This window comes from Aeromonas sp. AE23HZ002T15 (assembly GCF_054165525.2).
In genome coordinates, this window is record NZ_CM201342.1 from 4,586,877 (window position 1) to 4,606,154 (window position 19,278).

Sequence of the window (19,278 nt, forward strand, 5' to 3'; positions counted from 1 at the left end):
TTGTCATGCAGCATCAAACCGACGACGTTCGTATCAAAGAGATCAAAGAGTTATTGCCTCCGGTTGCGGTGCTCGAGAAGTTTCCGGCGACTGAGACCGCCTCCTCTACGGTGTTTGAATCCCGTCAGGCCATCCATCAGATCCTGGCCGGTGAAGATCAACGCCTGCTGGTGGTGATCGGCCCCTGCTCCATCCATGATCCGGTCGCCGCCCTGGAATACGGCAAGCGCCTCAAGGTGCTGCGTGACGAGCTCAAGGGGGAGCTGGAGATCGTGATGCGGGTCTACTTCGAGAAGCCGCGCACCACGGTGGGCTGGAAGGGACTCATCAACGACCCTTACCTCGACAACAGCTGCCAGATCAACGACGGCCTGCGCATCGGCCGCAAGCTGCTGCTGGATCTCAACGACATGGGGCTGCCCACCGCCTCCGAGTTCCTCGACATGATCACCCCGCAGTACATGGCGGATCTGATGAGCTGGGGCGCCATCGGGGCTCGCACCACCGAATCCCAGGTGCACCGTGAGCTGGCCTCCGGCCTCTCCTGCCCGGTGGGCTTCAAGAACGGCACAGACGGCACCATCAAGGTGGCCATCGACGCCATCGGCGCCGCCAGCGCGCCCCACCACTTCCTGTCGGTGACCAAGTTCGGTCACTCCGCCATCGTCTCCACCGCCGGCAACCCGGACTGCCACATCATCCTGCGCGGTGGTCGCGAGCCGAACTACAGCGCCGCCCACGTGAGCGAGGTGGTGAAGGGGCTGGACAAGGCCGGTCTGTCACAGAAGGTGATGATCGACTTCAGCCACGCCAACAGCAGCAAGCAGTTCAAGAACCAGATGCTGGTGGCCGAGGACGTGGCCGGTCAGCTGCGCGCCGGCAGCAAGGCGGTGTTCGGCGTCATGGTGGAGAGCCACCTGGTGGAAGGGCGACAGGATCTGGTGGATGGGTGCGAACTCACCGTCGGTCAGAGCATCACGGATGCGTGCATCGGCTGGGCCGACACCGAGGTGCTGCTGCGCAACCTGGCGGACGCGGTGGCCACCCGCAACGCACTCTGAATCGCTGGCGGCAAGCCCGCTCACCGTTCAAGGCAGATAAAAAAAGCGCGACCTCGGGTCGCGCTTTTTGTTGGCACAGCGTTTGGCATCAAGCCGCGTCGGCTTATTTTGCCTTGGCGCGGTCCTGATGGTCCCGCAGGCGGATGTTGATCATCTCCACCACCAGCGAGAAGGCCATGGCGAAGTAGATGTAGCCCTTCGGAATGTGCAGATCCAGCCCCTCGGCCATCAAGGCCACCCCGACCAGGATCAGGAAGGAGAGGGCCAGCATCTTGATGGTGGGGTGGGCATCGACGAAGTCGCCGATGGCCTTGGCGGCGAACATCATGACGCCGACGGCGATGACGATGGCCAGCACCATGACGGGCACGTGATCCGCCATGCCGACCGCGGTGATGACGGAGTCCAGGCTGAAGATGATGTCGAGGATGGCGATCTGCACCAGGGTCGACAGGAAGCCGGCAGCCTTGCTCACAGAGCTCTGCTCATCGGCGGCCCCCTCCAGGCTGTGGTGGATCTCGTGAGTACTCTTGGCGATGAGGAACAGGCCCCCAATCAGCAAGATGAGATCCCGACCCGAGATGGCTTCCCCCAGCACGGAGAAGAGCGGCTCGGTGAGGCGCATCACCCAGGCGAGGGAGAGCAGCAGCAGGATGCGGGTCCCCATGGCGAGGCCGAGACCCAGGATCCGGGCCCGCTGACGCTGGGCTTCCGGCAGGCGCCCCACCAGGATGGAGATGAAGATGATGTTGTCGATACCCAGCACGATCTCGAGCAGGGTCAGGGTGGCGAGCGCGACCCAGGCGGAGGGGTCAGCAATCCATTCCAGCATGATTGAACCTTGGTTGAACTTTGGATGACGGTTGAAACTGCGCATTCTATCAGGCGCCCCCGGCTTGTCCCATAGCGCCGAACAGATAAAATGGCGGCGAGCAGAGGGAGGGAATCATGTTTCGTTTAGGGCTTATTATCAATCCGGTCGCCGGCATCGGCGGGGCCGTGGGTCTCAAGGGCAGTGACGGCGTGGTGGCCGAGGCGCTGGCGCGGGGCGCCGTGCCCAAGGCCCAGGAGCGGGCCCGTCAGGCCTTGCTGCCCCTGTGCAGTGTGAGTGCCTCCTTCGAACTGCTGACGGTCGGAGGGGAGATGGGGGCCGATCTTGCCGCCTCGCTGCAACTGCCCCATCGCATCCTTCATCAGCCCGCCTCGCCGAGCAGCGCCGCCGACACCCGCACCGCCGCCGAGCTGATGCGCGACGCCGGGGTGGATCTGCTGCTGTTCGCGGGCGGTGACGGCACAGCCCGGGACATCTGCGCCGCCGTGGGGGAGTCCTGCCACGTGCTCGGCATCCCGGCGGGGTGCAAGATCCACTCCGGGGTCTACGGCGTGACCCCCGCCGCCAGCGGCCGGGTGGTGGCCAGGATGATTGCTGGGGAGCTGCTGAGCCTGGTGGACGCCGAGGTGGTGGACATCGACGAGGAGGCGTTTCGGGCCGGCAAGGTGCGCGCCCGTCACTATGGCCAGATGCAGGTGCCCGGGGATCTGCGCTACGTGCAGGCGACCAAGCAGGGGGGGAGGGAGTCCGAGGAGCTGGTGCTCGCGGATCTCGCCGCCGGCGTGGTGGAGGAGATGGAGCCGGATACCCTCTATCTGATGGGCTCCGGCAGCACGGTGGCCGCCTGTATGGGGGAGCTGGGTCTGGAAAATACCCTGCTCGGTGTGGATCTGGTGGAAAATGGCCGGCTTATCGGGCAGGATCTGTCCGCCACGGACATCCTGACCCGGATCCGTGGCCGTCGCTGCCGTCTGATCATTACCCTGATCGGTGGTCAGGGACATCTGTTCGGGCGCGGAAATCAGCAACTGAGTCCAGACGTGATCCGGACCGTCGGGCGAGACCACATCCAGGTCCTCGCCACCAAGAGCAAGCTGGCGGCGCTCGAAGGCCGTCCGCTGCTGGTGGACACCGACGATCCGGCGCTGAACCGGTCGTTAAGTGGTTATCTGCGCATAACCACAGGATACAAGGATCAGGTCATCTACCCGGTGGCCAACCCGGAATAGGACATCAAGGATGCGGCTGGCCTGGCGCCAGAGAGCCGCGATCAACCGGATCGCGGTTCCACTCCCCGAATTATTTTGCCGGCAATCCCGGAAATGAGGCTGCGTTAAATGACGATTCACGATTTTGAACACAAGTTGTTGGGACTGATCGACGCCATGGTCGCCACGGCCAGCGAAGACGAGCTGTTTGCGGGTGGCTACCTGCGCGGTCATATCTCCCTCGCCGTCGCCCGGGCCGAGCTGGAGGGCAAGACGCTAGTGCAGGATGTGAAGAGCTATGTGCTGCGTAGCCTGAATGAAGCCATCTTGCAGGGGGAGCTCTCCGAGCAGGACGAGGAGCTGGTGCAGGAGATGTGGAAACGCCTGCAACAACAGGCTGAAGCTTGATCCCATTCGCAGTTCAAACAGAAGTTTGAGTAATCTGCTTCCCTGAGTGTTATCAAAAGGTTAATAATGAGTCTTGCCTTTTGTTTCAGGGAATAAACTATGGCCTCCTCCTCACGCATTGCCAACAAACTGCCGCTCGAGATGCTCTATCACTGGGAGCGGCAGACGCCAGACCGGGTCTACCTTCGTCAAACCATCCACCGCGAATACGTCGATTTCACCTGGGGTGAGGTCGCCGACCAAGCGCGGCGCATGGTCACGGCACTGCGCGAGCTGGGGCTGGCCCCCGGCGACAAGGTGGCCCTGCTCTCCAAGAACTGCGCCCAGTGGTTCATCGCCGATCTGGCGATGCAGATGGGGCAGTATGTGAGCGTCCCCATCTACCCGACCGCCAACGTCGACACCATCGAATACGTGCTGCGCCACAGCGAGGCCAAGGCGATCTTCGTCGGCAAGCTGGACGACTGGAAGAGCCAGGAGGCGGGGGTGCCGGCGGACTTGCTGCGCATCACCTTCCCCTACGACACCATGCCGGCCCCCCATCAGTGGGACGCCCTGCTCAAGGCCCACGAACCCATAGCCGACAGCCCGGTGCAGGTGCCGGACGCCCTGCTGAGCCTGGTCTACACCTCCGGCAGTACCGGCAAGCCCAAGGGCGCCATGCTGAGCGTGGAGCGCTACGCCTGGTCCTGCGAGAAGCTGGTGGAGGCGGTCTCGCTGACGGACGCCGATCGCGGCTTCTCCTACCTGCCGCTCGCGCACATCACGGAGCGGGTCTACATCTACGGCGGCAGCCTGTTCAGCGGTGCCACCATCGCCTTCCCCGAGTCCCTCGACACCTTCATCGAGGACGTCAAGCGCTGCCGCCCCACCGTCTTCATCTCGGTGCCGCGGCTCTGGGCCATGTTCCGCATCAAGATCCACGAGAAGCTGCCCCAGAAGAAACTCGCCCTGCTGCTCAAGATCCCGCTCATCTCTGGCCTTATCAAGGGCAAGCTGCAGAAGGGGCTGGGGCTGGATCAGGCGCGAGTGCTGGGCTGCGGCTCGGCGCCGGTGGCGCCGGCCCTGCTGGAGTGGTATCACAGCATAGGCCTCGAGATCACCGAGGCCTGGGGCATGACCGAGAACCACGCCTACTCCACCCTCAACTATCCGTTCAGAGCGGACAAGATAGGCTCCGTCGGCAAGGCGGGGCCAGGGGTGACCATCAAGATCTCCGACGAGGGGGAGATCCTCTGTCGCTGTGACGGCATGATGCTGGGTTACTACAAGGATCCCGAGCACAGCAAGGAGGCCATAGACTCCGACGGCTGGCTGCACACCGGCGACATGGGCAAGCTGGACAAGGAGGGCTACCTCACCATCACGGGGCGGATGAAGGATGTGTTCAAGACAGCCAAGGGCAAGTACGTGGCCCCCGTGCCCATCGAGGGGATGCTGGGGCAGGAGCCCCTCATCGAGCAGCTGTGCGTCATCGGGTACGGCATGCCGCAGCCCGTCGCCCTGGTGCAGCTCGCCGAGAGCGCCATGCGGGGGGACAAGGCCGCGGTCAACGCCCAGCTGGAGGCGGCCCGCAACCGGGTCAACGAGCAGCTGGAGCCCCACGCCAAGATCCGCGGCATCCTGGTGGTGAAGAGCCCCTGGAACATAGAGAACGGGGTGCTGACCCCCACCATGAAGATCCGCCGCCACCTGCTGGAGCAGAAGTATGCCGAGATAGGCGAGCGCTGGGGCGGGGCCGAGACCATCGTCTGGGAGTCCTGAAGGGAGGGGGCTCTGTGCCCCCGTGCCGGCATTTGGCCAATAACTTCAACGCGCCAGAGTATTAAGAGAAGAGCATTTAGAAAACAAATGAAAAAGGGGAGCCATCGGCTCCCCTTTTTACGCTCAAGACATGGCTTAGACAGCCCTGTACTCCAATTCCACCAGTCCCAATGCCCTGAGGGTGGACTGGGCGGCGTCCTTTTGGCTGATCTGGCCGGATTTGTTCTCCAGCAGCACGGCGCGGCGCACCGAGCCAAGCTCCTCGCCGTTGAGCACGGCGTGGGCGCAGGCCATCTGCATCGGCGGCAGGCTGGGGTTGAAGGCGGCGTTCTCCGCGTAGCGACCGCAGAAGATGCGACCATCCGCGAACTGCAGCGCCACCGCGGCATAGCCCTGGCTGTAGGGGGCATAGCTCTGGCGGGCGGCGGCGAGGGCGGCCTGCCAGAGGGGGTCGTCGGTTTCCAGCACCAGCTCATCGTGGGCCTGGGGGCTCATCAGGGCATCGGTGATGTCGAGATCGGCGGGGCCGAAGGAGTGAGGCAGGAAGGCCTGCAGCTCGCTCAAATCGTCCGGCAGGGAGACCTTGAGCGTCTTGGCGGTGCTCAGCTCGTTCATGAACTGGCGGCAGTGGCCGCAAGGGGTGTAGTTGACGGTGATCTCGGAGATCCCGGTCTCGCCGCCGAGCCAGGCGTTGGAGATGGCGGACTGCTCGGCGTGTACCGAGTGGAACAGCCCCTGGCCTGCAAACTCCATGTTGGCGCCGAAATACCAGGTACCGCTCAGGCCGCAGGCGATGGCTCCCACGAAGAACTTGGAGATGGGGGCAACCGAACAGGCGGCGGCCAGCGGCAGCAGGGCCAGACGCAGGGCGCGATCCTCAAGGCCGGTGGCGGCTTTCAGGGTGGCGACTTGCGCCGGGGTAAAGCGGGCCTGAAAATCGTCTGCCAGCATGGGGCGCAAGGCCGCTTGCAGCGGGGCAGACAGGGTCTCGAATGGCTTGGCAAAACGGGGATGCATAATGTGTCCTCAAGGGCCAATTGGGGGGCCATTGTAGGGAGCAAGCGCACTGAAATGTGTGAGGGCGCTCACGCCTTGGTGGGCAAAGGACGATGGATGTTAAAGGAAACGTTTGTCTTGCGCAATCTGTGCGGCCGCTCCCACAAGGGGCGGGAGCATGGGCCGCTATCGGCGCCGGTTTGGAGCCAGAATGAGGTGCCGGGTGTCCCGATGATCCCCTCCTTGCCGGGCAGAGAGCTCCTGCGGGGAGTCAGGCAGGGCGAGAAAGAGGCGAGACAAAGGGGGTAACGGGGGAGGCACTGTGCTCTGGTTCACAGCGTCCCCCCTTGTCCATGTCGGTTGGAGCGGGTTCAGGTCAACCAGTGGTAGATCGCAAACAGCAGGGGGGCGACGGCGGCGGTGAGCACCCCGCACACCACCATGGCGAGCGACGAGAAGGCCCCCTGGGTGACCCCCTTCTCGGCGGAGGTGGCGGTGCCGATGGCGTGGGCGCAGGCCCCCATGGCGAGCCCCTGGGCCTCGGGATCGGTGACCCGCATCAGCTTGAGCAGGGGGTAGCCGATAAGAGCCCCCAGGATCCCGACCACCACCACCACGGCGGCGGCGATGGCGGGAATGCCGCCGAGGGACTGGCTGACGCTCATGGCGAGCGGCGTGGTGATGGACTTGGTGGCGAGGGAAGCCAGGAGCGCCGGATCCGCCCCCATGGCGTGGCCGATCACCAGCGTGGTGCAGACCGAGATCAGCACGGAGGCCAGGGTGCAGACGAGGATGGGCTTGAGCCTGGCCTGGATCTGGCGCGCCTGCTGGTAGAGGGGCAGTGCCAGCGCCACCACCGCGGGTTCGAGCAGCGCCGTGATGGGGAAGGTGCCGTGCTGGTACTGATCCAGCGGCAGATTGAAGGCGAGCAGAATGGCGATGATGACGGCGGTCGGGATCAGCACGGGGTTGATGATGGGCCAGGGCAGGCGGCGATAGAGGGCCCGGGTGGCGAAGTAGAGCGCGAGCGTCAGGGGTATGGCAAACCAGAACATCATGGCTGCATCCTTGTCATGGGATGGCGGGATTGAGCGGGGGAGATGGCGAGCCAACACATCATTGTTTGTTCATCCTCTGATAGAGATGGCCGACGGTGGCGAGGATCAGCACGATGCCGAGCACCACGCAGAGCATGATGAGGCCGAAGGATTGGCGCAGGGGCTCGAGCCAGGCCACCAGACCGACCGCCACCGGTACGAACAGCACCCCCATGTGGCGCAGCAGCTGGCCGGCGCCCTGCTCGACCCAGTGCAGCTTGATGAGTTGCAGGGAGAGCAGCACGAACAGCAGCAGCATGCCGATGATGCTGCCGGGGAAGGCGAAGGGCAGCAGGGCCGCCAGGGCTTTGCCGGCCAGCAGGCAGGCGATGATGACCATGAAATCACGAAGGTAGAGCAAGGCGCGTTGAAGCAGCACGAGGGCCTCATCTTGGCAACTGTGAGCGAGGTCGCAGTTTAACAGAACGCAGGGGGCGCAGGACAGGGTCAACTGACCCATAGGGGATACAATGGCGCCAGAGTCGTTTCCATTCACAAGATTGTGTCGTACCTGTCCATAAGAAGGAGATCCCATGTCGACCCCCTCGCTCTTGTCCCGATTGCGTCAGCTATCCGCCAAGCCTGCCCCCGATTCCCAACTGCTGCAGACCCCAGCCTGGGATGGTCCCCTGTGCCGGGTGCGGTTGGACAACACGGGCGCCGCCCCCCAGGCGGTGCACGACTGGCTGCTGTTTGACGGCGATCTTGGTATCGATCCCGGGGCGGCCATCTACGGGGAGGGGTTCCAGATGCTGGCCCAGACCATGGGAACTTGGCGCTCCCCCGAACCGGTCGGGCGTTGCCCGGACGCGAGCGTCTATCGCATCACGGTGGATCTGGGCTATCACACCGTCCACAACCTGCTGCTGGTGGAGCAAGCCGCAGGCTGGCTGCTGCTGGCGTTCGCCAGCTGTCGGCGATTTGGCGGCGAGTTTCGGCTCTATCCGAGCGGTCGGCTGCAGATCCTGATGAACGACGAGGGGCGGACCCTGGCCCCCGGCCAGCACTGGCAGAGCGAAGCCCTGCTCTGCCTGGAGGGACCGGACAGGGAGGCGCTGTTGGCGACCCTTGCGACTCATATCGAGGCCGAGCACGGCAGTCTGATCGACAGCGTGTCGACCCGCCCCAGCGGCTGGTGCTCCTGGTATCACTACTATGCGGACGTGAGCGCGGACGATATTCGCGAGAACCTGGCGATGCGGGCCGCGCGCTTCCCGACCCTGAACTACGTGCAGATAGATGACGGCTACCAGGCCAGGATGGGGGACTGGCTGACGCCCTCTGCCAAGTTCGAGCAGGGGGTGGCGGCGCTTGCCCGCGAAATTCGCGATGCGGGCTGCGAGCCGGCGCTCTGGGTCGCCCCCTTTATCGCAGAGCCGGGCTCCCAAGTGTTTCAGGATCACCCCGACTGGTTCGTGAAGGGGGATGACGGCTTGCCGCTCCCCTCCGAGCGGGTCACCTACGGCGGTTGGCGCTGTACCCCCTGGTACGTGCTGGATGGCACCCACCCCGAGGTGCAAACCCATCTCGAGCGGGTGTTCCGTACCCTGCGTCAGCAGTGGGGCATCCACTACTTCAAGCTGGATGCGAACTTCTGGGGCGCCATCCACGGTGGCCAGTTCCACGACGCTTCCGCGACCCGGGTCGAGGCCTATCGCCGCGGCATGGCAGCCGTGCTGCGCGGCGCCGGGGAGGGGGCCTTCCTGCTCGGCTGCAACGCCCCCCTCTGGCCGAGCCTCGGCCTGGTGCACGGCATGCGGGTGAGCGATGACGTGGAGCGCCATGGCCCCCGTTTTCGCCAGATAGCGCGGGAGGCTTTCTGCCGCGCCTGGCAGAACGATCGGCTGTGGGCGCTGGATCCTGACTGCGTCTGCCTGCGGGACCTGCCAAACCAGAGGGCCGGCGCGGCGGATTACCAGTTCCACCTGGCGGCCCTGGTGGCAAGCGGCGGCATGGTGCTGGCGGGGGACAGGTTGCAGGATCTGGACGAGGCACAGGCGGGGCAGCTTCGCAAGCTGCTGGCCCTGTGCGAGGTGCGCACCCCGGCGGCCCGCTTCGATGACATGTGCTTCACCCGTGGCCATGTGACCCTGCCCGGTGGCGGCGAGCTGCTCTGCCTGTTCAACTGGGGCGAGGGTGAGAAGGTGATCGAGGTGCCAACAGGAGGGCAGGACTTCTGGAGCGAGCAGCCTCTGGGGCCGCAAGTTGTGCTGCAAGCCGGGCAGGGGATGGTGATCCAGTATCGCTGACCCTGCATCAGGTAGATAAAAAGGCTCCCTCGGGAGCCTTTTTCGGTGTGTTTGGCAGGCCTTCATATCTTCTAGAAGTGCCACTCCATGCCGACGGCATAGTTGGAGGAGCCGTAACCCGGGATCTCGTTGCTGGAGACCAGCGCCTTGAGGGTCAGACGCTTGCTCAAGGGCACGCCGAGCCCCATGCCGATGGCCACCTCGTCGGTCTGATCCCCCATCATGTCGACCCGCAGGGTGCGATAGAGGGAGAGATCCTCGTTCATCTGGGCGTAGATCTGGGACGACTTGTTGTAGAGCTGGCCGAACACCTCCATCTGGAAACCGTTCTGCGGCGTGATGGCGAGGGGGATACCGGCGAAGCGGTAGAGATCCGAGTGATTGAAGTAGCTGTTGGTGATCTGGGGGGTGAAGTCGGTCTGCTGGTAGAGGGTGCTGAAGTTGCTCTCGATGAGCCGATAGGTCTGCTCAGGCAGACGCAGCAGATAGTCCGGCACCTCGAAGCGCACGCCAGCCATGGCGGCCGATGGCAACAGGCTGCAGGCGACAAGCACGGCGGCTGATAATCCCAAATGCATCAAGCGAGCGATCCCCAAGAGTCGATAGCACGGCATCCTGCCGATCCACATACAAATAATCAAATTGTCAGGAGACCAGGCTCCCTTGCTCATTATGTCGCGAGCCAAGGGAGCGTACAGGGATTTAACTGTGAAATCACTCACATATCAGAGATCTTCGAGGTAGCGATAGAGGCTCTTGAGGATGGCAAAGTTCCGTTCGTTCCCCTGGTTCTGCTCGGCCAGATCTTCCAGGCGGGAGACATAGTCCGGCAAGCGGCTGCTGAAATAGTCGCTGCAGTGCAGGCGCCAGCGCTTTTGTTCGGCTTCGCTCAGGGTGTGGGGCCAGTTGCGGGCACGGTAGCGGAACAGCATCTCGGGCAAGCGTGAGTCACTGAAGGCAAATTCCCGCTCTCCCAGCAGATCCGCCGGGGTGGCGCGCACCAGATCCATGCTGGCCTTGTCGCCGTGGCCGAAGAAGCCGGCATAGAGCTGGGTATCGGGATCGCCATCGTTCTGGCCGGCGAACTCCTGATTGAACACCTCCACCAGTTTCTCCCGCACCTCGGGATGGGCCCGCAGCAGGTTGAGGCTCTTGCGGCACTGCTCCCGGTCGACACCGAGCTCATCGGCGCGCTCCGCCGTGAGGGTGGCGGCCGGCGCCAGCACCGGGCACTTGTTGATGTGCACCAGTTTCACCGGAATGCCCGCCAAGTCCCCCAGCTCATCCTTCTTGGTGTAGAGCCGCTCGCGGATCTCGTCGCTGCTGAGCTCGATGAGCGGGGTGGGATCCCGGGTGAGATCCACCATGATCACCGCATTCTGGTTGGTCGGGTGCCAGGCGAGTGGCGAGACCCAGCTCACGCAACCCTGCCAGGGGGAAAACATGCCGGAGACATGGGTCAAGGGCTTCATGGTCACCACGTCGATAAGGGCCTTGACCTTGTTCTTGTTGCGCAGGGCAAACAGGTAGTCAAACAGCTTCGGCTGGGCTTTTTTCACCAGCTTGGCCATCTCTATGGTGGCCAAGACGTCGGAGAGGGCATCGTGGGCGTTGGCGTGAGCCACGCCGTTGGTCACCGTCAGCTTTTCTAGTCTGAAGCTCGGCTTCCCCTCCTCATCGAAGGCCCATTCTATTCCCTCCGGGCGCAGGGCGTAGCAGGCCCGCAGCATGTCGAGGATGTCCCAGCGGGAGTTGCCGTTCTGCCAGCTGTAGGCATAGGGGTCGTAGAAGTTGCGATACAGGGTGTAGCGGGTCACCTCGTCATCGAAGCGAATGCTGTTGTAGCCCAGCACGCAGGTGCCCGGGGTGGCGAACTGCTCGTGGATCTGGCGGATGAAGTCCGCCTCGCACAATCCGTCCTTCATCGCCTTCTGCGGCGTGATACCTGTGATGAGGCAGGCCTCGGGCTCCGGCAGGTAATCCGCCGGCGGCTTGCAGTAGATGACCAGCGGCTCGCCGATGAGGTTGAAATCCGCGTCGGTACGAATGCCGGCAAACTGGGCCGGCCTGTCCTTCGCCGGGCTGATCCCGAAGGTCTCGTAGTCGTGGAAATAGAAGGTCGGCCCTTGGCCAGATTGTGCTGCGTTGCTCATGTTGTCCGGGATGAGGGGGCGCCGGGCGCCGGGGTGGATGGTGACGGGCACCACAGATGCCAGCATGGTAAACCATAGCGCAGGCAGATCGAAGCGCGGGCCGCCCGCCTGGTGATTTAATAAGCGCCTGGGGAGGGGGCGAGAAGTAAGGGCCCTGAGCTCGCCGGTGCGGCAATGGCCGTACTGCTTATCGGGAGGCTCCTATGGTCACCGGGATCAGGCTGTACAGATCCAGCAGGGTGAAGTAGCCGCCCTCCTGGGGATACCAGCCGCCGGTGTCGATGTAATAAACATTGCCGAGACGGGCAGGAGCCCCCAGCGGGGTATGGCCCACCACCAGGGCGACCAGGCCCTCGATGCCGCTCTCGTCCAGCAGCTCGATGCGGCGTCGCGACCAGAGGCAGACGTTCTTGATGGCCCGCAGCTGGCCACCGCTCACCCCGGTATCCAGCTTGTCCAGCAGGCCCTGCCAGTTGGAAGACGGGCAGTCGGCATGCAGCAGGCCGACGGGCCCGGCCTGGGTCTGCACCTCGATGGCGAGGGGCAGGGCGCGATAGCGCTCGGCGAACCTGGCCTGCTCGGCCTCGGTCAGTTGCTGGAACCAGCCCCCGCCGTTCTGGATCCAGTTGTCCAGATCGCAGCTCTGGTAGCGGCAGACGTAGTCGTCGTGATTGCCGCAGACCGGGTGGAACCAGGGTTTGGCCAACCATGAGAGCACTTCGGTGCAATCGGGCCCGCGATCGGTCAGATCGCCGACGGAGAAGAGGCGATCCCGGGTGGGATCGAAGCCGACTCCCTCCAACGTTTGCTGCAACAGCGCAAAATAGCCGTGGATATCGCCAACGGCGAGATCCCGTCCCAGGAGGTTCTGGGAAAAACGTCTGACAAGCCCCGACTCGTTCATCTCACCCTCCTTGTCCATGCTCATCGGCATCTGGCTCGCTTTTCTCTGCCTGTACATAAGGTTACAGAAGATGGATGGCACTCACCAAGGAGTCGGTGGTAAATCATAGGGCCATCGGTGGTTTGCCGCTGGATAGCCCCGGCCAGGGGGGAGGGTGAGCCCCGTCTTGTTCTCATTTGGGCTATATTTTTCCACCCTGTGGTTTTTTGCCAGTAGGCTCAATGGGGTGTTTTCATTATTTTCATCTGCCACAGGAAGCTGGAATGCGGCGTTCATTGTTAGTCTGGATTGGCCCCCTGTGCAGTCTGCTGCTGCTGGCGGCCGCCCTGACCGTGTTGTATCACCTGACCGAGTCCTGGCATTGGCACGACATCCGGCTGGCCATCTGGTCACAGCCCCTGCCGCAACTGGCAGGGGCCCTGCTGCTGACCCTGCTGAGCTATGGTTGCCTCTGCGGCTATGACTGGCTGGCGGTGCGCATGCTCGGCAAGCCCTTGCCCTGGCCGCAGGTCGGGATGACCTCCTTCATCGCCTACACCTTCTCCAATACCCTGGGCTTTGCGCTGCTGACCGGCTCCTCGGTGCGCTATCGGCTCTACTCCTCCCTCGGGCTCGGCACCACAGAGGTGGCGCGCATCATCCTGCTCTGCTCCATCACCTTCTTCCTCGGCCTGCTGGCCTGGGGGGGCGTCTCCCTGTTGCTCGGCCAGGCCAGCACCCTGCTGCCGGGCTGGCCGCTCTGGGCCGACTGGTTGTTGCAAGGGGCCGGAGCCCTGGCGCTGCTGGCAGTGCTGGGCTACCTGCTGTGGCCCGGATCCGCGCTCGGCTGGCGTGGTCATCAGCTGGTGCTGCCCAGCCTGAAATACAGGTTGCTGCAACTGCTGATAGCCCTGCTCGACTGGATGGCCGCCGCCGCCGTGCTCTATGTGCTGCTGCCAGCGGATAGCGTGCCCTATTCCGTGCTGCTCAGTGCCTTCGTGCTCTCCAGCCTGCTCGGGGTGCTGGCCCATGTACCGGGGGGGATAGGAGTGTTCGAGGCGAGCATGAGCCTGCTGCTCGCCCAGTACCTGCCGGCGGACAAGCTGCTGGCTTCCCTGCTGCTCTATCGCTGTGCCTATTATGTGCTGCCCTTCCTCTGCGCACTGCTGCTGTTTGCGAGCCAGGAGGCTCTGCAACAGCGGGCTCGCTGGCAGCGGCTGCAGGGGATCATGAACGCCATGCGGGAGTTTTTGCCCGCCCTCATCAGCCTCGGCACCTTCGCCGCCGGCACCCTGCTGCTCTGCTCCGGCATGGTGCCGACCATGCGAGTGCGCATCGAGGCCATGTTGCAGCTGTTGCCGCTGCACTTGCTGGAGCTCTCCCACGTGCTCGGCAGCGTCAGCGGCGTGCTGCTGATCCTGCTGGCTCACAGCCTCTATCGGCGCCACGATGCCGCGTTTCGGATCACCCAGTGGCTGCTGGCGCTCGGCATGCTCTTCTCCCTGTTCAAGGGATTTGACTGGGCGTCCATCCTGCTGCTCGGGGCCTTCCTGCTCATCATTACCCCCTGTCGGCCGCTGTTCTATCGCAAGGGTTCATTGCTCCATGCCCAGTTCACCCCAGGCTGGCTGATGTCGGTGGGGGCCGTGCTGCTGGGGGCCCTCTGGTTGCTGCTCTTCTCCTATCGCCAGGTGGAGTATGACCATAGCCTCTGGCTCAACGTCTCGGCCCATGGCCCGGGCGCCGCCTCCCGCGCCTTGCGGGCCATGGGGAGCGTCATCGCCGTGCTGGCGGTGGTCGGGGTGGCCCAGTTGCTGGCGCCCTTGCGGGTCTCGGGCAACAAGCCGAGCAAGGAGGAGCTGACCCGTGCCCAGGCGCTGGTGCGGCGAGATGGGGGAGGCCACGGCTATCTGGCACAGCTCGGCGACAAGTCCCTGCTGTTCCATCCGAGCGGCGAGGCGTTTCTGATGTACGGGGTCGAGGGCAACAGCTGGATAGTGATGGGGGATCCCATAGGTCAGGGCTGTCTCATCGAGGAGCTGCTGTGGCAGTTTCGCGAGCGGTGCGACGAGCACGACGCCAATCCGGTGTTCTACCAGGTGTCGGCCCGCTACCTGCCGCTCTACCTGGATCTTGGCCTCATTCCGTTCAAGCTCGGGGAGGAGGCGATCGTGGATCTGCATGAGTTCGATCTCGCCGGCAGCCGGTTGCGCAACCTGCGTCAGAGCCACGCCAAGGGCAAGCGGGAGGGATTGTCGTTCGAGGTAGTGGAGGCCGGCCAGGTTACCGCCTTGCTGCCTGAGCTCAAGGCCATTTCGGATACCTGGCTGGCGAGCAAGCAGGGCAAGGAGAAGGGGTTCTCGGTGGGCAGCTTCGAGCCCGACTATCTCACACTGAGTCCGGCGGCCCTGGTGTGGCACGGGGGCCAAGTGGTGGGCTTTGCCAACCTCTGGGTCAGCGACAACAGGGAGAGCCTCTCCATCGATCTGATGCGCTACGGCCTGGACACGGGCACGGCCCCCATCATGGACTTTTTGTTCGTCGAGCTGCTCTTGTGGGGCAAGGAGGAGGGCTATGAGAGCTTCAACCTCGGCATGGCGCCCATGTCCGGCTTCAACGATCACCCCTTAAGCGGTTACTGGGCACGGCTCGGCAATACCCTGTTCACCCGGGGTAGCCGCTTCTACAACTTCCAGGGGCTGAGACGCTACAAGGAGAAGTTCTCCCCCGACTGGGAGCCTCGCTACCTGCTCTGCACCAGCCGGTTGACGCTGCCCAGAACCCTGACTCACCTGATCTCCCTGATAAGCCGTGGCCCGTTTGGGCTGATGAAGAAGTAGGAGTGGACCATGAGCGCATCGTTGTTACTGCCAGTGTGTTGTTTTTTACCCTTATCCACGAGCGGGCCAGTGTGCTGGCGCATCAAGATTGACGGGAGTGGGTCATGAGAGCCTGGTTATTACTGTTGTGGTGTTGTGCGTTTCCACTTCTGGCCGCCCCCTCGTCAGTGAAAACGGATCTGGGGCTGGTGGAGCTGCCGGTGACACAGGCCTCGTTGGCCCCCATGGTGGTGTTTATGAGCGGGGATGGGGGTTGGGCTGCGCTCGACAAGGGGCTCAGCGCCGAGTTGCAGCGCCACGGCATGCCGGTAGTGGGCTGGAGTTCGCTCACCTATTACTGGAAGAAGAAGACGCCGGAGCAGGCCACGGCCGATCTGGTACGGATCCTCTCGGATTATCAGGCCCGCTGGGGGCGTCAGCGCTGGCTGCTGGTGGGCTTCTCCTTCGGGGCCGAAATCGTGCCCTTCGTCATCAATCACCTGCCGGATGCCTATCGCAGCAGCCTGGTGGGGGCCGTGATGCTCTCCCCCTCGACGGCATCGGATTTTGAGATCCACGTCAGCGACATGGTGGTGCACGACAAGGCGGGGAGCTATCCCACCCTGCCCGAGGTCAAGGCCATCAAGACCCTGCCGCTGCTCTGCCTGCAGGGGGCGGACGATGACTCCCCGGTGCGGCTCTGCCCGCTGCTCAAGCAGCCAAACGTCACCACGGTGACCCTGCCGGGCTCCCATCACTTTGATGATGACTATGGCTCGCTGTACCGGCACATCGTCACGCACCTCAAGCTGGATGCGGGTTGAGGCGTCTGAGGCTTGAGTGACCCAGCTCAATGACCAAGCGCACGGAGCCTCGCTCGCCGTGATGAAGGAGAAAAGGGAGGGAGGCATGGTGCCTCCCTCCCTTGTCATTTACTGGCCATGGGCACTCAGAGCAGATCTTCGAGCTGATACTTCTTGAGCAGCTGATCGAAGGTGCCATCCGCCTTGACGCTGTCGATGGCGGCATCGAACTGACCCTTGAGCCTGGCGTCGTTCTTGCGCAGCGCCACCGCGACCCCTTCACCCAAAATCTTGTCCTGGGTGCCGTTGAACTGGGGGCCGACGAAGGCGAATTGTTTGCCCATCTCCTTGTCGAGGAAGCCCACTTTCAGCTGCACCATGTTGCCGAAGGTGTAATCGGCGCGGCCGGACTGCAGATCCAGCATGGGAGATTGGGCGTTGACGTAGCGTTTGATGCTGGCCACCTCCCCGTAACGGGCCGTGATGAAGTTGTCCTGGGGGGTCCCCTCCTGCACCGCTATCACCTTGCCCTTGAAGTGAGCCTGGTCGTCGGCGAAGGTGGCTGCCTTGTCGCTACGCCCCACGAAGCGGTTCTGCATCATGTAATAGACCTGGCTGAAGTCCACCTTCTGGCGCCGCTCGTCCGTGATGTTCATGGAGGACATGATGGCGTCGTACTTGCGCACCTGCAGGCCCGGCAGCAGGGCGTCCCAGGGCTGGTTGATCACCTCGCACTCGGTCTTCATGGCCGCGCACAGGGCGTAGGCGAGATCCACTTCGAAGCCGCCGAGCTTGCCGCTGCTGTCGATCATCTCGAAGGGGGGGTAGGTGGCATCGGTGGCGATCACCAGGGGTTTGGCGGCGGCCTGGCCGGCGGTGGCCAGGGCCACCAGCATCATGGCTGTGTTGAGTTTCATGGTCAGTCCCTTGCAGTTGTGGTGTCTGTGGCGTCATGCCGATGGTCGTGAATGTACCGGCCTCAAGGGCCGACGGATATCTTGCGATGGTTGAGGGCCGGCAGCTGGCTGCGCACCTTGCGCTGGGCGGCCAGATCCAGGGTGGCGATGGCCATGCCCTGACCCTCTTCGATCCGGGCCAGCACCCGGCCCCAGGGATCGATGATCATGCTGTGGCCGAAGGTGCGGCGCCCCCCCGGATGATGGCCGCCCTGGGCGGAGGCCAGCACGAACGCCAGGTTCTCCACCGCCCGGGCTCGCAGCAACAGCTCCCAGTGGGCCTCCCCCGTGGTGTGGGTGAAGGCGGCGGGCAGGGCGATGAAATCGGGGGCGGGATCGAGTCGAAACAGCTCGGGGAAGCGCAGGTCGTAGCAGATCCCCAGACGCAGCAGGCCCCAGGGCAGAGGATGGCTCACCACCTGCCGGCCCGGACTCATGGTGGCGGCCTCGTCGTAGCGCTCGTTGTCGGTGCAAAAGCCGAACAGGTGCAACTTGTCATAGCGGCTGGCCAGTTGCCCTTGGGGGTCGATCAGCAGGCTGCTGTTGTGCATCTTGCCGGGCTCCTCGCTTGCCAGCGGCAGTGTGCCCGCCAGGATCCAGAGCCCGAGCTCCCACGCCAGCTCTTGCGCCCAGGCGAGCAGGGGGTGATCCTCCACCGGGGCGGCCAGGGCGACCCGCGCCCGCTCATCCTCGGGCATCAGGTAGAAATACTCGGGCAACTGGGCAAACTCGGCCCCCTCGGCCGCGGCCTGGCGCAGCAGCGCCTCGGCCTGGACCAGGTTGTGGGCAAGATCATCCCCCGACACCATCTGCAACACGGCAACGCGCACGCTATCCATCGAACCTCCTAGACGCCGCACAGGCGCTCGGCGCCCGCCAGCAGGGTGTCGTCATCCTTGGAGAAGGAGAGGCGGATGACCCGCTGATCCGTGCCGTCGTGATAGAAGGCGGATACGGGAATGGTGGCGACCCTGTGCTCGCGAATGAGCCGCTGCACGAACAGGCTGTCCGCCTCGTCGCTGATGCGCTCGTAGCTGGCCAGCATGAAGAAGCTGCCGGCCGAGGGCAGAAGCGTGAAGCGCGAATCCCTCAGGGCCGAGACCAGCAGATCCCGCTTGCGCTGGTAGAAGGCGGCCAGCCCCTGATAGTGGGCCGGTTGCTGCAACAGGTGGGCGAAACCGTACTGCATGGGGGTATCGGCGGCAAACATGGCGAACTGGTGCACCTTGCGGATCTCCTCCATCAGGGGGCGGGGAGCCACGCAGTAACCCACCCGCCAGCCGGTGACGTGGAAGGTCTTGCCGAAGGAGAAGACGGCGACGGAGCGCTCCACCAGCTCCGGGTAGCGGATGACGCTCTGGTGCAGGGCGCCATCGAACACCACGTGCTCATACACCTCATCCGAGAGGATGACGATGTCGGTGCCGCGCACCAGGCGGGCCAGGCGCTCCTGATCCCCCGCCTGCCAGACGGTGCCGGTGGGATTGTGGGGGGTGTTGAGCACTATCATGCGGGTGCGGGGCGTGATGCGAGCCGCGACCTCGTCCCAGGGGATGGCGAAGCCCGGTGCCTTGAGGGCGATCACCACGGGAGTGGCACCCTGCAACTGGATCATGGGACGGTAGCTGTCAAAGGCCGGCTCGAACATGATCACCTCGTCCCCCGGATGCACCAGGGCCGTGATGGCGCAGAACAGGGCCTCGCTGGCGCTGGCGGTGATGGTGATCTCCTCGCCGGCGTCATAGTGGTGGCCGTAGCTGGTGGCGATCTTGGTCGCCAGTTGCTCGCGCAGTTCGGGCAAGCCGGTCATAGGGGCGTACTGGTTCTCCCCGGCCAGCATGGCCTCATGGGTGACCCGGATGAGGTCGGGATCGCAGGGGAAACTCGGCGCCCCCTGGGAGAGGTTGATGCTGGGGTGACGGGCGGCCAGATCACCGATGACGCTGAAGATGGTGGTACCCACCTGGGGCAGTTTGCTTAGAATGCGGGGGGAAGACATGGCGCCGTCACCTGAGTGTGTGGAAGATGCCTCTTTTTAGCCTCCCCAAG

General features: G+C 63.9%; 17 protein-coding genes. 7 read left to right on the forward strand and 10 right to left on the reverse strand.

Annotated features, from left to right (window positions below; genetic code table 11):
* The first annotated feature begins 5 nt into the window (after positions 1–5).
* Entirely contained in the window at positions 6–1,061 is a 1,056-nt protein-coding gene (gene aroG, locus ACT5M9_RS21335; RefSeq protein ID WP_457979051.1) for a 3-deoxy-7-phosphoheptulonate synthase AroG, read from the forward strand.
* A gap of 103 nt (positions 1,062–1,164) precedes the next feature.
* On the opposite strand, the gene ACT5M9_RS21340 is transcribed toward aroG, so the two are convergent.
* Positions 1,165–1,893: a TerC family protein gene (locus ACT5M9_RS21340; RefSeq protein WP_438549514.1), complete on the reverse strand. Its 729-nt coding sequence runs from the start codon at positions 1,891–1,893 to the stop codon at positions 1,165–1,167.
* A 116-nt stretch (positions 1,894–2,009) separates the two neighbouring features.
* Here ACT5M9_RS21340 and ACT5M9_RS21345 point away from each other — a divergent pair, with 116 nt between their 5' ends.
* The 3 genes from ACT5M9_RS21345 (at position 2,010) to ACT5M9_RS21355 (ending at position 5,273) form a co-directional block, all read left to right on the forward strand.
* Positions 2,010–3,122 carry an ATP-NAD kinase family protein gene (locus ACT5M9_RS21345; RefSeq protein WP_457979050.1) on the forward strand — a complete coding sequence of 371 codons (1,113 nt, stop codon included), beginning with the start codon at positions 2,010–2,012 and terminating at the stop codon, positions 3,120–3,122.
* Between the two features lie 108 nt (positions 3,123–3,230).
* A complete protein-coding gene (locus ACT5M9_RS21350; RefSeq protein ID WP_457979048.1) occupies positions 3,231–3,509 on the forward strand; it encodes a YfcL family protein in 279 nt (92 codons plus the stop codon).
* Between the two features lie 99 nt (positions 3,510–3,608).
* The gene (locus ACT5M9_RS21355; protein ID WP_457979046.1) at positions 3,609–5,273 is read left to right on the forward strand and encodes an AMP-binding protein; all 1,665 of its coding nucleotides are present in this window, start codon (positions 3,609–3,611) and stop codon (positions 5,271–5,273) included.
* A gap of 135 nt (positions 5,274–5,408) precedes the next feature.
* Here the strand turns inward: ACT5M9_RS21355 and cdd are convergent, their stop codons facing one another.
* From cdd to ACT5M9_RS21370, 3 genes are all read right to left on the reverse strand, one after another.
* Complete coding sequence (gene cdd / locus ACT5M9_RS21360; protein ID WP_457979044.1) at positions 5,409–6,290, reverse strand: cytidine deaminase; 882 nt, start codon at positions 6,288–6,290, stop codon at positions 5,409–5,411.
* A gap of 350 nt (positions 6,291–6,640) precedes the next feature.
* Complete coding sequence (locus tag ACT5M9_RS21365; protein WP_457979042.1) at positions 6,641–7,327, reverse strand: LrgB family protein; 687 nt, start codon at positions 7,325–7,327, stop codon at positions 6,641–6,643.
* 58 nt (positions 7,328–7,385) lie between these two features.
* Entirely contained in the window at positions 7,386–7,745 is a 360-nt protein-coding gene (locus tag ACT5M9_RS21370; RefSeq protein ID WP_457979040.1) for a CidA/LrgA family protein, read from the reverse strand.
* 154 nt (positions 7,746–7,899) lie between these two features.
* Between ACT5M9_RS21370 and ACT5M9_RS21375 the strand changes: the two genes are divergently transcribed.
* Complete coding sequence (locus ACT5M9_RS21375) at positions 7,900–9,615, forward strand: glycoside hydrolase family 36 protein (protein WP_457979038.1); 1,716 nt, start codon at positions 7,900–7,902, stop codon at positions 9,613–9,615.
* Between the two features lie 71 nt (positions 9,616–9,686).
* On the opposite strand, the gene ACT5M9_RS21380 is transcribed toward ACT5M9_RS21375, so the two are convergent.
* The 3 genes from ACT5M9_RS21380 to ACT5M9_RS21390 all read right to left on the reverse strand — a co-directional run bounded on the left by ACT5M9_RS21380 (position 9,687) and on the right by ACT5M9_RS21390 (position 12,702).
* Positions 9,687–10,193 carry a hypothetical protein gene (locus ACT5M9_RS21380; protein ID WP_457979036.1) on the reverse strand — a complete coding sequence of 169 codons (507 nt, stop codon included), beginning with the start codon at positions 10,191–10,193 and terminating at the stop codon, positions 9,687–9,689.
* Positions 10,194–10,340: 147 nt separating this feature from the next.
* On the reverse strand, positions 10,341–11,768 hold the full coding sequence (sbcB, locus tag ACT5M9_RS21385) for an exodeoxyribonuclease I (RefSeq protein ID WP_457980573.1): 1,428 nt from the start codon (positions 11,766–11,768) through the stop codon (positions 10,341–10,343).
* A gap of 187 nt (positions 11,769–11,955) precedes the next feature.
* A complete protein-coding gene (locus ACT5M9_RS21390) occupies positions 11,956–12,702 on the reverse strand; it encodes a metallophosphoesterase (RefSeq protein ID WP_457979034.1) in 747 nt (248 codons plus the stop codon).
* A 233-nt stretch (positions 12,703–12,935) separates the two neighbouring features.
* Here ACT5M9_RS21390 and mprF point away from each other — a divergent pair, with 233 nt between their 5' ends.
* Together mprF and ACT5M9_RS21400 are read left to right on the forward strand one after the other, a co-directional pair.
* Positions 12,936–15,491: a bifunctional lysylphosphatidylglycerol flippase/synthetase MprF gene (gene mprF / locus ACT5M9_RS21395; protein ID WP_457979032.1), complete on the forward strand. Its 2,556-nt coding sequence runs from the start codon at positions 12,936–12,938 to the stop codon at positions 15,489–15,491.
* A 104-nt stretch (positions 15,492–15,595) separates the two neighbouring features.
* Positions 15,596–16,294 carry an AcvB/VirJ family lysyl-phosphatidylglycerol hydrolase gene (locus tag ACT5M9_RS21400; RefSeq protein ID WP_457979030.1) on the forward strand — a complete coding sequence of 233 codons (699 nt, stop codon included), beginning with the start codon at positions 15,596–15,598 and terminating at the stop codon, positions 16,292–16,294.
* 125 nt (positions 16,295–16,419) lie between these two features.
* Here ACT5M9_RS21400 and ACT5M9_RS21405 read toward each other — a convergent pair whose 3' ends face one another.
* The 3 genes from ACT5M9_RS21405 to ACT5M9_RS21415 all read right to left on the reverse strand — a co-directional run bounded on the left by ACT5M9_RS21405 (position 16,420) and on the right by ACT5M9_RS21415 (position 19,228).
* Entirely contained in the window at positions 16,420–17,190 is a 771-nt protein-coding gene (locus tag ACT5M9_RS21405) for an ABC transporter substrate-binding protein (RefSeq protein ID WP_457979028.1), read from the reverse strand.
* A gap of 62 nt (positions 17,191–17,252) precedes the next feature.
* Positions 17,253–18,068 carry a carbon-nitrogen hydrolase family protein gene (locus tag ACT5M9_RS21410; protein WP_457979026.1) on the reverse strand — a complete coding sequence of 272 codons (816 nt, stop codon included), beginning with the start codon at positions 18,066–18,068 and terminating at the stop codon, positions 17,253–17,255.
* Between the two features lie 8 nt (positions 18,069–18,076).
* Positions 18,077–19,228, reverse strand: a complete 1,152-nt coding sequence (locus tag ACT5M9_RS21415) for a methionine aminotransferase (protein ID WP_457979025.1) — start codon at positions 19,226–19,228, stop codon at positions 18,077–18,079.
* Positions 19,229–19,278: the final 50 nt, after the last annotated feature.

Bases quoted from the DNA above. Each gene is read 5' to 3' on its own strand.
- ACT5M9_RS21345 (WP_457979050.1), top strand. From the start codon at position 2,010: ATGTTTCGTTTAGGGCTTATTATCAATCCGGTCGCCGGCATCGGCGGG.
- aroG (WP_457979051.1), top strand. From the start codon at position 6: ATGCAGCATCAAACCGACGACGTTCGTATCAAAGAGATCAAAGAGTTA.
- ACT5M9_RS21350 (WP_457979048.1), top strand. From the start codon at position 3,231: ATGACGATTCACGATTTTGAACACAAGTTGTTGGGACTGATCGACGCC.
- sbcB (WP_457980573.1), bottom strand. From the start codon at position 11,768: ATGAGCAACGCAGCACAATCTGGCCAAGGGCCGACCTTCTATTTCCAC.
- ACT5M9_RS21340 (WP_438549514.1), bottom strand. From the start codon at position 1,893: ATGCTGGAATGGATTGCTGACCCCTCCGCCTGGGTCGCGCTCGCCACC.
- ACT5M9_RS21365 (WP_457979042.1), bottom strand. From the start codon at position 7,327: ATGATGTTCTGGTTTGCCATACCCCTGACGCTCGCGCTCTACTTCGCC.
- ACT5M9_RS21405 (WP_457979028.1), bottom strand. From the start codon at position 17,190: ATGAAACTCAACACAGCCATGATGCTGGTGGCCCTGGCCACCGCCGGC.
- ACT5M9_RS21415 (WP_457979025.1), bottom strand. From the start codon at position 19,228: ATGTCTTCCCCCCGCATTCTAAGCAAACTGCCCCAGGTGGGTACCACC.
- ACT5M9_RS21355 (WP_457979046.1), top strand. From the start codon at position 3,609: ATGGCCTCCTCCTCACGCATTGCCAACAAACTGCCGCTCGAGATGCTC.
- ACT5M9_RS21410 (WP_457979026.1), bottom strand. From the start codon at position 18,068: ATGGATAGCGTGCGCGTTGCCGTGTTGCAGATGGTGTCGGGGGATGAT.
- ACT5M9_RS21400 (WP_457979030.1), top strand. From the start codon at position 15,596: ATGAGAGCCTGGTTATTACTGTTGTGGTGTTGTGCGTTTCCACTTCTG.
- ACT5M9_RS21375 (WP_457979038.1), top strand. From the start codon at position 7,900: ATGTCGACCCCCTCGCTCTTGTCCCGATTGCGTCAGCTATCCGCCAAG.
- ACT5M9_RS21380 (WP_457979036.1), bottom strand. From the start codon at position 10,193: ATGCATTTGGGATTATCAGCCGCCGTGCTTGTCGCCTGCAGCCTGTTG.
- ACT5M9_RS21390 (WP_457979034.1), bottom strand. From the start codon at position 12,702: ATGCCGATGAGCATGGACAAGGAGGGTGAGATGAACGAGTCGGGGCTT.
- mprF (WP_457979032.1), top strand. From the start codon at position 12,936: ATGCGGCGTTCATTGTTAGTCTGGATTGGCCCCCTGTGCAGTCTGCTG.
- cdd (WP_457979044.1), bottom strand. From the start codon at position 6,290: ATGCATCCCCGTTTTGCCAAGCCATTCGAGACCCTGTCTGCCCCGCTG.